The organism is Flavobacterium sp. (assembly GCF_023151265.1).
GTDB lineage: Bacteria > Bacteroidota > Bacteroidia > Flavobacteriales > Flavobacteriaceae > Flavobacterium.
This window is the reverse complement of the sequence record NZ_JAKLJH010000074.1, coordinates 1-12,711: the sequence shown is the minus strand read 5'-3', so window position 1 is coordinate 12,711 and position 12,711 is coordinate 1. Positions and strand designations below refer to the sequence as shown.

Annotated in this window: 12 protein-coding genes; 5 read left to right on the top strand and 7 right to left on the bottom strand. The window is 31.4% G+C overall.

What is annotated here, in order from left to right; translation table 11 throughout:
• The 5 genes from L6Q46_RS08255 to L6Q46_RS08235 form a co-directional block, all read left to right on the top strand.
• A partial coding sequence (locus tag L6Q46_RS08255) for a choice-of-anchor J domain-containing protein (protein ID WP_291283905.1) occupies nucleotides 1–2,635 on the top strand: 2,635 nt, incomplete at its 5' end.
• 160 nt (nucleotides 2,636–2,795) lie between these two features.
• Nucleotides 2,796–3,794 (top strand): glycosyltransferase, encoded by a 999-nt coding sequence (locus tag L6Q46_RS08250; protein WP_111565634.1) that lies wholly within the window; start codon nucleotides 2,796–2,798, stop codon nucleotides 3,792–3,794.
• A 2-nt stretch (nucleotides 3,795–3,796) separates the two neighbouring features.
• On the top strand, nucleotides 3,797–4,384 hold the full coding sequence (gene coaE, locus L6Q46_RS08245; protein WP_111565635.1) for a dephospho-CoA kinase: 588 nt from the start codon (nucleotides 3,797–3,799) through the stop codon (nucleotides 4,382–4,384).
• Between the two features lie 71 nt (nucleotides 4,385–4,455).
• Entirely contained in the window at nucleotides 4,456–6,039 is a 1,584-nt protein-coding gene (locus tag L6Q46_RS08240) for a HAMP domain-containing sensor histidine kinase (protein ID WP_111565636.1), read from the top strand.
• A gap of 22 nt (nucleotides 6,040–6,061) precedes the next feature.
• Nucleotides 6,062–6,760, top strand: a complete 699-nt coding sequence (locus L6Q46_RS08235; RefSeq protein ID WP_111565637.1) for a response regulator transcription factor — start codon at nucleotides 6,062–6,064, stop codon at nucleotides 6,758–6,760.
• A 31-nt stretch (nucleotides 6,761–6,791) separates the two neighbouring features.
• Here the strand turns inward: L6Q46_RS08235 and L6Q46_RS08230 are convergent, their stop codons facing one another.
• The 7 genes from L6Q46_RS08230 to L6Q46_RS08200 all read right to left on the bottom strand — a co-directional run.
• On the bottom strand, nucleotides 6,792–7,517 hold the full coding sequence (locus tag L6Q46_RS08230; protein ID WP_291283904.1) for an acyl-ACP thioesterase domain-containing protein: 726 nt from the start codon (nucleotides 7,515–7,517) through the stop codon (nucleotides 6,792–6,794).
• Between the two features lie 66 nt (nucleotides 7,518–7,583).
• Nucleotides 7,584–8,525 carry a tRNA (adenosine(37)-N6)-dimethylallyltransferase MiaA gene (miaA, locus tag L6Q46_RS08225; protein ID WP_291283903.1) on the bottom strand — a complete coding sequence of 314 codons (942 nt, stop codon included), beginning with the start codon at nucleotides 8,523–8,525 and terminating at the stop codon, nucleotides 7,584–7,586.
• 1 nt (nucleotide 8,526) lies between these two features.
• A complete protein-coding gene (locus tag L6Q46_RS08220; RefSeq protein ID WP_291283902.1) occupies nucleotides 8,527–9,354 on the bottom strand; it encodes an ion transporter in 828 nt (275 codons plus the stop codon).
• A gap of 18 nt (nucleotides 9,355–9,372) precedes the next feature.
• On the bottom strand, nucleotides 9,373–10,734 hold the full coding sequence (locus L6Q46_RS08215) for an exonuclease domain-containing protein (RefSeq protein WP_291283906.1): 1,362 nt from the start codon (nucleotides 10,732–10,734) through the stop codon (nucleotides 9,373–9,375).
• Nucleotides 10,735–10,786: 52 nt separating this feature from the next.
• The gene (locus tag L6Q46_RS08210) at nucleotides 10,787–11,452 is read right to left on the bottom strand and encodes a YggS family pyridoxal phosphate-dependent enzyme (RefSeq protein WP_291283901.1); all 666 of its coding nucleotides are present in this window, start codon (nucleotides 11,450–11,452) and stop codon (nucleotides 10,787–10,789) included.
• Nucleotides 11,443–11,925, bottom strand: a complete 483-nt coding sequence (locus L6Q46_RS08205; protein WP_291283900.1) for a hypothetical protein — start codon at nucleotides 11,923–11,925, stop codon at nucleotides 11,443–11,445. The genes L6Q46_RS08210 and L6Q46_RS08205 overlap by 10 nt, the downstream gene beginning before the upstream one ends.
• Nucleotides 11,926–12,008: 83 nt before the next feature.
• The coding region (locus tag L6Q46_RS08200; protein WP_291283899.1) for a DUF1015 family protein at nucleotides 12,009–12,711 on the bottom strand (703 nt) is incomplete at its 5' end.

Below are 12,711 nucleotides of genomic sequence, written 5' to 3'. Positions count from 1 at the left end.
AAATACAAATTATGAATTTTGGGTAAGAGCTGACTGTGGAGGTGCTGGATATAGTGCTTGGGTTGGTCCATTTACTTTCAGAACTTTATGTTCTGCTATAAATACGTTCCCTTTTGTTGAAACATTTAATACTGATTCAACTACAGAATCTTGTTGGTTAGTTGTTAATGGTAATGCTGATGGTGATCAATGGAATATGAATGGAACTACTATACCAAGAAATGGTCAATCTGCAGAATTATATACAGATTTTAATACTGTAAATAATGACTACTTAGTTTCTCCACAATTAGATTTAGGTACTACAGCTAAAAGATTAAAGTTTTGGGTTAGACATTATTCAAATTTTGAACCAGATAATTTAAATGTTAGAATTTCTACTACAGGAAGAGATATTCCAAGCTTTGCTTCTAACAATTTATTAACTCTAACTACTACTCAGATAACAACTACATATACTGAGTATATTGTTGATTTAAGTGCATATAGTGGTTTAGTTTATATTGCATTTGCTCGTGAAGATGCGCCAGCTGATGGTTGGTATGTTTCTATTGACGATGTTACTGTTGAAGACGCTCCAACGGCACCACCTGTTTGTGCAACTAATGTTGTAGCAACTCCTCATCCAACATGTGGAAACTATGCTAATTCTATTACATGGGATGTTACATCTGGTGCTGATGGATATTACGTTACTATTGGTACAACAACTGGTGGAAATGATATTGCAAATGCGGTTTCAGTTTCTGGTACTTCTTATAACTTTACTGGTAACTTTAATACTACATATTTTTATACAATTGTTCCTTATAATGCTAATGGTTCAGCAACTGGTTGTACAGAACAATCTTTCGCTACAAATGTTAATGGTTGTTATTGTGTATCTGCTCCAACTTCTGTTGATGGTTTAGGTATCACAAATGTTCAAATTGTGTCAACAAATTTTGCAAATACAGTTTCAACATCTCCAGTTTACAATGATCATACTGCAACACCTGTAGATATGTCTCAAGGAATTAATAACAACGTTCAAATTTCTTTTGATACAGGTTTTGGTTATGATTATAATATTGTTATTTGGATTGATGCAAATGACGATTTTAATTTAGATGCTTCAGAGATTGTTTATACTGGTTTAGCTCCTAATACTCCTATTGTAACTCATAACGCATCTTTTGTTATGCCAGGTACAATGCCACTAGGACAACATAGAATGAGAATAGTGGCTACTGATGCTTTACAAACACCATCTAATCCATGTTATTCTGGTACTTATGGTGAAACTGCTGATTTTACAGTTAATATTGTTGCAGCTTCGTGTACGCCACCAGCAGCTACAACAACTGTAGTTCCTGCTTGTGGTACTGCTCAATATTCTATTGACGTAAATGTAACTGCTTTAGGAAGTGGAACACCTTCTATTACAGATGGAACAACTTCATGGCCAGTTTCAGCTATTGGAGTAGTAAATGTTGGACCATTTGCTAGTGGTTCTTCGGTTACTTTAACTTTATTACACGGTTCGGATGCCACTTGTAATTTACCTTTAGGTTCATTCAATTATGCTTGTCCTCCTGCTAATGATAATTGTGCTAATGCTGTTTCTTTAACTGTAAATCCTGATTTTTCTTGTGGTACAGTTACAGCTGGAACAACTCAATCTGCTACTGATTCAGGTATTGAACCAACATTTACAGTAACAGGTACTCCAGATAATGATGTTTGGTATAGCTTTGTTGCTACAGGAACTGCACATAGAATATCTTTACTTAATGTTGTAGCTGTTACTGGTTTTTCAACAGACATGGGTATTGCTGTGTTTGATGGTACAGGAACATGTTCTGCTTTAACTTTAGTTGGTAGTAGTGATCCTGAGACATACAATTTAACAGGACTTACCCCAGGTACTACTTATTACGTTGCTGTTTATGGTTGGGGAGCTGCTCCTGGAGCTGTAGCTAATTTTAATATTTGCGTTGGAACACCTCCTGCAGCTCCTGCTAATGATGAATGTGCTAATGCAATTGCTATTTCTTCAATGCCATATAGTAATTCTCAAGATGCTTCAGCGGCTACAGGTCCTGTAGTTTCTACTTGTACAGGTATGAATGATGGAGTATGGTATACTGTTGTAGGTAATGGAGCTGATATTATTATTGATGTTACTGCTGTTACAGGATGGGATCCAGAACTTGGTATTTATACTGGTTCTTGTGGTACTTTTACTTGTGTAGATAGTATTGATGATGAAGGAACAAGTGTAGGTGAAACTTATACAATTGTAGCTTCTACATTAGGAACTACTTATTATATTAATGTAGGACACTATAGTGGTTCTGGGGATTCTCCTGAAGGACCGTTTACTATTGACGTAACTACAACTTTATCATCTGATTCTTTCGATAACGCTAATTTCACAGCTTATCCAAATCCTGTAAAAGATGTATTAAATGTGTCTTACACTTCTGAAATTTCTTCAATTAGAGTAATCAACATGATTGGTCAAGAGGTAATTTCTAAAAATATTAACGCTACTTCAACTCAAGTTGATATGTCTCAATTAAGTGCTGGTACTTACATTGTAAATGTAACAGTAGGAGACAACGTTAAAACATTAAAAGTTGTTAAGCAATAAATATTAAATTTAGTTAATGATTAAAGTCCCGATTTATTCGGGACTTTTTTTTATCTTTTTTCTAAAATTTAATTATGTACAAGGAAGAAATAACCCATATAAATTAGATAACAACTATTTAAAATCTTTAAAAATTATGTAGGTTTGTAAAAAAAATAAAATGTATTTTTCATTTATTGTTCCAGTATACAACCGACCTGATGAAATTGATGAATTGCTTGAAAGCTTATCTAAGTTTACATCAACTATTCCTTTTGAAACAGTAATCATAGAAGATGGTTCTACAATTCCATGTGGTAATATAATTGAAAAATATAAAGATGAGTTAACCATTTCCTATTACTTTAAACCAAATTCAGGTCCAGGAGATTCTCGAAATTACGGAATGAAAGTGGCTAAAGGTGATTATTTTATCATTCTTGATTCTGACTGTATTATTCCTTCAGATTATTTAACTCAGGTTCAAAAAAGTTTAGAATTAGAATATGTAGATTGTTTTGGAGGTCCAGATGCGGCATTAGATTCGTTTTCCGATATTCAAAAAGCAATTAATTTTACGATGACCTCTTTCTTAACAACTGGCGGAATTAGAGGTGGAAGTGAAAAAGTTGATAAATTTCAACCTAGAAGTTTTAACATGGGATTATCCAAAAAAGCTTTTGAAGCATCAAATGGTTTTGGAAATATCCATCCTGGTGAAGATCCTGATTTATCTATTCGATTATGGAACTTAGGTTTCAAAACTAAGTTAATAAAAAGTGCTTTCGTATATCATAAAAGAAGAATTAGTTGGGAAAAGTTCCAAATCCAAGTCAATAAATTTGGAAAAGCACGACCTATTTTAAATTCATGGTATCCAGAACACAAAAAAATTACATTCTGGTTTCCAAGTTTATTTCTAATAGGATTTTTATTTTCGGTTTTCTTAGCTTTTTTTAATTTTCCCTTTTTTCTTGCGCTTTATGGATTTTACTTTTTACTATTATTTATGACTTCGTTATTATTCAATAAAAATCTAAAAATTGCGTTATATTCATTATGGGCTACCATAATTCAGTTTTATGGTTATGGAAAAGGATTTTTACTATCATACTTTAAAATCTCAATTTTAAAACAAAAACCTCAAGAAGCTTTTCCTGAGTTGTTTTTTAAGAAATAAATATGACTAAAATAATTGGTTTAACTGGTGGTATTGGAAGCGGAAAATCTACCGTAGCAAATTATATTGCTTCAAAAGGAATTCCTGTTTACATTGCTGACGAAGAAGCCAAGAAAATTATGGAACGTGAAGATGTAAAGCAAAAAATTCAAAATTTGTTTTCAGAATCAGTTCTTAATGATGATACATCTTTAAATCGAAAAAAAATTGCCGAATTCGTTTTTAACAATCCAGAAAAGTTAAAAGAATTAAATGCCATTGTTCATCCTGAAGTACAACTTCATTTTAAAAATTGGTTAAATAACCACAAAGACTTCCCTTTTGTAATTAAAGAAGTTGCTATTTTATTTGAAACAGGTGGAAATAAGCACTGTGATAAAGTTATTTTAATTACTGCTCCAGAAGAACTTAGGATAGAAAGAGCCATGAAACGTGATAATTTAACAAAAAAAGACATTTTAGTTAGAATTAACAATCAACTTCCTGACTCAAAAAAGAAAAAATGGAGTGATTTTATAATTGATAATATAAATTTAAACGATACTTTCTTAAAAACCGATGAAATTCTTAAAATATTAGCAAAAACATAAAATTTTGTTTATATGTTAATCTTTGGTTAATGTATTTTAACGAGAAATGTTAAAATGTTAAATTTGTTTCGATGAATAAGTCAAGGTTTAGATTATTGGTCTTTTTAATGAGTTTGTCATTAATTGGAATCATATTAGTTCAATTGTATTGGATTTCTACCTCATTGGATAAAAATGAAGAGGAGTTCAAATATCACGTTCAGCAAGTTTTAGGAAATGTTTCCAACACAATTAAAGAAAAAGAGTTGGTTACCTTCTATAATCACTACAATAAGATTATAGATAGTACAGGAAAAGTTCCACAAGAAGACGAGTTAAAAGAAATATATTTCTACGAACGCGATAAAAAAACAAATGAAACTATAATTTACACTAATACTTTAGTAGCAGAAAACTACGGAATCAATGGTTCGTTCTTTGATAAAAATGCAAATTCAGTCAATTTTGGAAATGTAGTTTCTAAACGAAAAACAGAAGTTTATAGCGGAAACTCTTTAAACGACGGAAGTTTACAAATGCGTTCTTTTCCTGATGTTACGATAAAAAAATCGGGAAGTGTTTCTAGTTTGGATAAAGCTAATTTTGAAGTAGCTTTTAAAGATGTAGTGTCTTTAAAACCATTGCAAGAAAGAGTTTCTACAGAACAATTAGGTAAATACTTAAAAGATGAGCTTCACAAATATGGAGTAAAAACACCTTTTGAATTTGGTATTTATAGTAATGGCTTAGCAACAAAAGTACGTTCTGAAGATTTTAAATATGATGTAAAAACAACTTACGGAATTCCCGTTTTTCAGGATAATGAAGGAATGTCTAAATACCAACTGTTAGTTAGTTTTCCCCAAAAAAATAAATTTGTATTCTCTTCTTTAATTGGAATTTCAAGTTTGTCCTTATTGTTCACTTTGGTTATTGTGTTAACGTATTCAAGTGCGTTGAATCAATTAATCAAACAAAAGCAAATTTCTGAAATCAAAACCGATTTCATTAATAATATGACACACGAGTTCAAAACACCTATTGCTACTATAAATTTGGCTTTAGATGCAATTAAAAACCCTAAAATTATAGATGATAAGGAAAAGGTACAACGTTACCTTCAAATGATAAAAGAAGAAAACAAGCGAATGCACGCTCAGGTTGAAAATGTATTGCGAATTTCTAAATTAGAAAAGAATGAGCTAGACATTTCTAAAGAACCAAGAGACGTAACCGAAATTATTGAAGATGCAATCGAACACGTTAGTTTAATTGTAGAAGATAGAGAAGGTATAGTTCATCAGCATTTTAATGCACAACGAAGTACGATTCTATTAAACGAAGTACATTTTACTAATGTATTAGTAAACGTGTTAGATAATGCTATAAAATATTCGCCAAATGCACCTGTAATTAATGTTTTTACAGAAAATATTAAAGACTTTATTTTGATAAAAATTCAAGATCAAGGTGCCGGAATGAGTAAAGTAGCACAAAAAAGAGTTTTTGAAAAATTCTACCGAGAACATACGGGAGATTTACATAATGTAAAAGGTCATGGGTTAGGATTAGCCTACGTAAAACAAATAGTTGAAGACCACAACGGCCAAATATTTGTAGAAAGCGAAAAAGGTAAAGGAAGTACCTTTATTATAAAAATGCCATTAATAAATTAAAAAAAATATACACACAATTACTATGGAAGCAAAGAAAATATTATTAGTTGAAGACGATCCAAACTTTGGAGCGGTTTTAAAAGATTATTTAATGATAAATGATTTTGACGTTACGTTAGCTAAAAACGGAATGGAAGGATTTGAAAAATTTAAAAAAGACACTTTCGATTTATGTATTTTAGATGTAATGATGCCTTACAAAGATGGATATACTTTAGCGAGAGAAATTCGCGAAAAAAATCAAGAAGTGCCGATCATCTTTTTAACGGCTAAAACATTGAAAGAAGACGTTTTAAAAGGATATAAAGTAGGAGCAGATGATTATTTGAACAAGCCTTTTGATTCTGAAGTACTTTTAATGAAAATCAAAGCAATCATTCAAAGAAAAGCTACTGAAGTTAAACCAGATACGACTAAATTTGAGTTCGAAATCGGTAAATTCCACTTAAATTCAAAATTACGTTTCTTAACTTTTCCAGGTCAAGAACCAATTAAATTATCACCAAAAGAGTGCGAATTATTAAAAATGTTAGCACTTCACGAGAATGATTTGATGCCAAGAGAATTAGCGTTAACAAAAATTTGGAGAGACGATAACTACTTCACATCAAGAAGTATGGACGTGTACATTGCTAAATTGAGAAAATTCTTAAAGCAAGATGAGAACGTAGAAATCTTAAACATTCACGGAGAAGGTTTTAGATTAGTAATCAAAAAATAATAAAAAGTCCTGAAGTAATTCAGGACTTTTTTTATTCAATAATTTCTAAAGCATAACAAATCTTATCGTCTTTAGAAATGATGTACGTATTTTCATTTTTTGAAATTACCGCTTCATCATTCCAATTTAATTCTTTTAAGAAATTCATTTCAAAACCTTTAATGTGTTGTTTTAAAACGAATTTTTTATCCATCGTATTCAAACACCATTCCAAGTATTTCACGTTGTTAGCATGATTTACAATATCTAAATCGGATAATTGTACTTTATAATCCAACACTTTTTCAAACGGAACATCTAAGTTAATACGCTGCACCGATTTTTTAGTAGCATTATGTTCTGGATATTTAATGAAATGTTCGTGAGGTAATGCTAAATTTTCAGGTCGTCTAATTTGTGTATTTAAAACTGCCCAATAGGTTTCACAACCCGCTAATTTCTCATCACCACGATACAATTCCAAACAACGTGTCGAACGCGAATTTTCTAACGATTTTATCCAAGTTTTAACGGTTACTTTCTCTTTCCATTTCGGCAAGTTGATAATTTCCAAACGCATTTTACTCATTACCCAAGCTTGGTGATGTTCTTGCATATCGCTAAAACTAATTCCGCCTAAATCAGCATGAATTCCAGCTGTAATTTGAAAAATATTGCACAACTCGGTATATTTCAACAAGCCATTTGGATAGCATTGCAAAAAATTGATTTCGTATTCTTGTTCTAAAATAGATGTAAAGTTTGGTGAAATGGGCATTTTAATTTTTTTATTTTTTGGAACACATATTATAAAAATTAGAGAAATTATAATAACTTTTTAAATTTATTCAATCTGTGTTTCTTTATTATTAATTGTATTGTTTACAAAATTTATAATCTCTTTTCTATCGGTTAAATAATCAAACCAACTCACGTTTTCTGTTCGTTTAAACCAAGTGATTTGGCGTTTTGCAAAACGTCGTGTGTTCATTTTAATTTGTTCGATGGCGAAATCTAATGTGGTTTTTACATCAAAATAATCGAATAATTCTCTGTAACCAACAGTTTGTAACGCATTCAACTGTTTGTTTGGATATAATGTTTGCGCTTCGGATAAAAGTCCTTCATTTAGCATAATATCAACACGCTTGTTGATTCTGTTATACATAATTTCTCTATCCGCTTCTAAACCAATTATGATAGGAGTGAAGTTTCTAACATTTTTTCGTTTTCCAATAAAACTGGAATACGGTTTTCCACTTCCGATACAAACTTCTACAAAACGTTTCATACGTTGCGGATTTTGTAAGGTTTGCGGATTTTCAGTTTGTAGTTTTTGGTAATATTCCGAATCTAATTTTTGAAGTTGTTCTTGTAAAAATTCGATTCCTAATTCATCATATTTAGCATTAATTTCAATTCGAACCGAATCATCAATATCTGGAAAATCATCAAAACCTTTCAGAACGGCATCGACATATAATCCAGAACCACCAACCATTATTTGAATGTTTTTTTTTTGAAATAATTCGTCCAATTTAGTTAAAGCTTCTTGCTCAAAATCTCCAACAGAATAACTTTCAAAAATCGATTTATTTTGAATAAAATGATGTGTTGCAGCTGCTAATTCTTCATCACTAGGAACAGCTGTACCAATTTTCATTTCTTTAAAAAACTGACGACTATCGCACGAAATAATATCGCAACCAAAATGTTGTGCTAAAGCAATACTCAAAGCCGTTTTTCCGATGGCTGTAGGTCCGATAATGGTAATTAGGTAATTCATTTTATAATTCGTGTCCGCAATCTTGGCAAAATTTTGCGTTAATTAAGTGTTCGTGACTACCACAGTTTTGGCAAACTTTTTTGTCACTTTCTCTTGTTCTAGGTGTGTTTTTTGCAATTTCTGCTGTAATAATTCCAGTTGGAACTGCAATAATTCCGTAACCCATAATCATAACAAATGAAGCAATAAATTGTCCTAAAGGCGTAATAGGGGTAATATCACCAAATCCTACTGTCGTTAAAGTTACAATACACCAATAAATCGAAACTGGAATACTCGTAAATCCAGCTTCATCTCCTTCTACAACATACATTACCGAACCAATTATGATACAACTTATCAAAATAAAGTACATGAAAACCAAGATACGACCTCGACTCGCAATAATCGATTCTCGCAAATGCACCGATTGACTTGAGAATTGAGGATGGTTTAATATTTTGAATAATCGCAATAGTCGTAAGGCTCTAATAACAGTGAAAACACTTGTTCCAGTTACAAAAAAAGATAAATACATCGGTAAAATTGCTACCAAATCGATAATTCCGTAAAAACTTAAAATGTAATTGATGGGTTTTTTTATCGTAATGATTCGTAAAATGTATTCAATTGTGAAGAAAATGGTTATTATCCATTCGGAAACTAAAATGAAAGAGTGGTATTTTCCATCGAATTCTTTTACGGTTTCTAGCATTACCAAGACAACACTCAGTAAAATTAAACCTAAAAGAATTAAATCGAAAAGTCTACCAGCAACAGTATTAGTTCCGTAGATAATGATGTGAGCTTTTTGTTTGAAAATCTCGTATTGCGACTTAACTTCATTCATAAAAACAAAATTAAGCAATTAAAATTGAATTACTTTGTAAACTTTATTTTTGCGTAAATAGGTTTGAATAATCGTTTTTGTATCACGATTATGTTGCATTGGAATGATGATATTTTTAAGAATATCAATATTGGTAATTTGATAATTTAATTCATAAAAACAATACCCTTTATAAATTCCGTTTTCAATTAAAATTGCACTTCTTTCATCAAAAGTTCTTCCACGATCGATAATCACCATGTTGTTGTTTTCAAAAGTGTTTTCTTCGATGAATTCTAACACGCGTTCGTTATAACTTTCTGGATTTTCTTCTCCCAAACAAGCACCATTACATTCTTTAATTTTGTATTGAAAACAACCATTTTGAGTATCATATAAACCATTGATTTTCTGACACAAATTATGTTTTTCGGTTATCTTAAATAATGCGTTTCTTGCTTCTTGTAACGATGTAAACGAAGTGATTTCTTTTTTTCTGCCATCAGCTTTTTCTACAGTTAAAGCAATGTAACCTTGTTCGTTTTTATGTTGATACAACGCATATTGGAAAATACTTTTGCGTTGGGCTCTGTTATAAATCGGTTTGTTGATTTTTATTTCTTCACTTTCTTTTAAAAGAGCTATTAATTCGCTTCCTGTTTCTTCAAAAGTTACCGCATAAACATCGCGTTGGATTTTTTTACTTTTGCTTGATGTTCCTGTGAAATGTTGGTTCACACGTTTTTTGATATTTTTACTTTTGCCAATGTAAATCAAATCGCCTTTTTCATTGTGAATGTAGTAAATACCTGTTTTAGAAGGTAAATTCTCTACAATATCCAACAATTTTGGCGACATTCCCGATTTGATTTCGGTTTTGATGAAACTTTTGACGATTTCTTTTTCAACGTCTTTTACCATCAACATTTTGAATAACTTCACAGTTGCCAAAGCATCACCACTCGCACGATGCCTGTCTGCCATTGGAATTCCAAGCGAACGCACTAATTTCCCTAAACTATATGATTCTTGACCTGGAATTAACTTTTTAGCTAATTCAACGGTACAAAGTGTTTGTTTTTTAAAATCGTAACCTAAACGTCTAAACTCGGTTTTTAAAATACGGTAATCGAAAGAAGCATTATGCGCTACAATCACGCAACCTTCCGTAATTTCGATGATTCTTTTGGCTACTTCATAGAATTTTGGAGCACTTCTTAGCATAGCGTTATTAATCCCGGTCAATTTCACCACAAAAGGTTGAATTGGTTTTTCAGGATTTACAAGGCTAATGAATTGATCTATTACTTCATGACCATCAAATTTATAAATGGCGATTTCGGTAATTCCTTCTTCGTTGAATTGGCCTCCAGTGGTTTCTATGTCGAGTATACAGTAAATAGTTTAAATGTTTAAAGGGTTATAAGTTTAAAAGAGTTTAGTCTATTCTCTATTATCTGCTTCCAAAGATACTACTTCCAATTCGAACCATCGTACTTCCGCATGAAATTGCGAGTTGATAATCTCCCGACATGCCCATTGAAAGGGTTTCAAGTTTCAAGTTTGAAGTTTCAAGTTGGTTGTGTTTATCAAAAATCGTTTTTAGATGTTTGAATTCTTTTTCGATTTGGTTTTGGTTTTCAGAGAAGGTTGCCATTCCCATTAAACCTACGATTCGGATGTTCTTAAAGTTTTCCTTGTCATGCTGAACTTGTTTCAGTAGCTCATCTAATTCTTGTTCGTCTAAACCAAATTTTGATTCCTCTTCAGCTATATAAACCTGCAACAAACAATCAATCACACGATTGTTTTTAGCGGCTTGTTTGTTGATTTCTTGCAATAATTTCAAACTATCCACTCCATGAATCAAATTCACATAAGGCGCCATGTATTTGACTTTATTGGTTTGCACGTGACCAATCATGTGCCATTCAATGTCTTTTGGCATGACTTCCCATTTGTCGGTCATTTCTTGGATTTTGTTTTCTCCAAAAATACGTTGGCCAGCATCATACGCTTCCATTAAATCCGCTACAGGTTTGGTTTTTGAAACCGCAACTAAGGTAACGTGAACTGGAAGTTGGGATTTTATGGTATTGAGGTTTTCAGCTATGTACATGAATCTTGTAAATTTAATTGGATATGGATTTTTCCATTTTCTTCTTTCGGAATATAAAATTCTATATTATCACCGTCTATTTTTAAATTTGCTTCAAAATTTGGACCTTTACTTTTGTTATCAAAAGGGACAAACATTTTTCCCATATCACTTTGAAATAGATAACCTAAAAAGATATCATAACATTTTTTTGAAGAACAATTGTATCCAACTAAATTGTTTTTAATTTCAATTGATACAATTGAATACTCTTTTGAAATATTTTGACTTTTAAGAAAAAGTATTAACTTGTTATTGTCTCTAAATAATACCTCTTCATATTTATTACCGTCAATAATAACAGTATAATTTTTTACTTTTTCTAAAATGATTGCATTTCCTGATAGATATGTTATAACTATTGGCTTATAGTTACATAAAACTATTACAAAAACAATTATGGAAAGTAATATTAGAGCTATAATCTTCTTCATTTTTTCACTTATGTGATTTCTCCTCTGTCGAAATGACAAAGTTGTGTCTTTTTTCTTTTCTCTTGCTTCTTTTCTCTAAAAAACTACAACTCATAAACCACCAAACCACTTCTAAACTTCGGTTCGATATAGGTTGATTTTGGAGGCATGATTAAATTGTTATCGGCTAATGCTTTGATTTCATTGATGTCGGAAGGGTAGAGCATGAAACCTACTTCAAATTCGCCTTCGTCGATTAAATCTTTTATTACGGAAATCGATTGCTTTCCTGGAATGTAATCAATGCGTTCGTCGTTTCTTAAATCTTCGATTCCTAATAATGGAAAAAGTACTTTATCGTATAAAATTTGGGCATCTAAATTGTCTAAAATAGAAGCTTGTTGGTGATTTTCTTTTTTGTAGAATAAAGCATAAAAACTGCCATCTAAGTACATTCCAAATTCAAACTTGTTTTGAGGTTTCCAAATTTCTTGGTCTTTTGCTATGATGACAAAATGTTCTGATAATTTTTTAATGAAAATATCTTTCGACAAACCATTTAAATCACGAATTAATCGGTTGAACTCGTAAATTTTTACGTTGCTTTCGGCAATTAAGAAACTCATGAAATAATTTAGATTTTCGTTGCCCAAATGTTTGTCTTGCTCGAACAACAATTCCGCCGAAGCCGAACGATGATGTCCATCTGCAATGTATAAATTCGAGATGTTTTCGAAATGTTCTTGCAACCAATCTACTTCACTTTGGGTATCAATTTTCCAAAGTGTGTGTTTTTCTTTATTGGTT

Bases quoted from the DNA above. Each gene is read 5' to 3' on its own strand.
- L6Q46_RS08250 (WP_111565634.1), top strand. From the start codon at position 2,796: ATGTATTTTTCATTTATTGTTCCAGTATACAACCGACCTGATGAAATT.
- coaE (WP_111565635.1), top strand. From the start codon at position 3,797: ATGACTAAAATAATTGGTTTAACTGGTGGTATTGGAAGCGGAAAATCT.
- L6Q46_RS08240 (WP_111565636.1), top strand. From the start codon at position 4,456: ATGAATAAGTCAAGGTTTAGATTATTGGTCTTTTTAATGAGTTTGTCA.
- L6Q46_RS08235 (WP_111565637.1), top strand. From the start codon at position 6,062: ATGGAAGCAAAGAAAATATTATTAGTTGAAGACGATCCAAACTTTGGA.
- L6Q46_RS08230 (WP_291283904.1), bottom strand. From the start codon at position 7,517: ATGCCCATTTCACCAAACTTTACATCTATTTTAGAACAAGAATACGAA.
- miaA (WP_291283903.1), bottom strand. From the start codon at position 8,525: ATGAATTACCTAATTACCATTATCGGACCTACAGCCATCGGAAAAACG.
- L6Q46_RS08220 (WP_291283902.1), bottom strand. From the start codon at position 9,354: ATGAATGAAGTTAAGTCGCAATACGAGATTTTCAAACAAAAAGCTCAC.
- L6Q46_RS08210 (WP_291283901.1), bottom strand. From the start codon at position 11,452: ATGTACATAGCTGAAAACCTCAATACCATAAAATCCCAACTTCCAGTT.
- L6Q46_RS08205 (WP_291283900.1), bottom strand. From the start codon at position 11,925: ATGAAGAAGATTATAGCTCTAATATTACTTTCCATAATTGTTTTTGTA.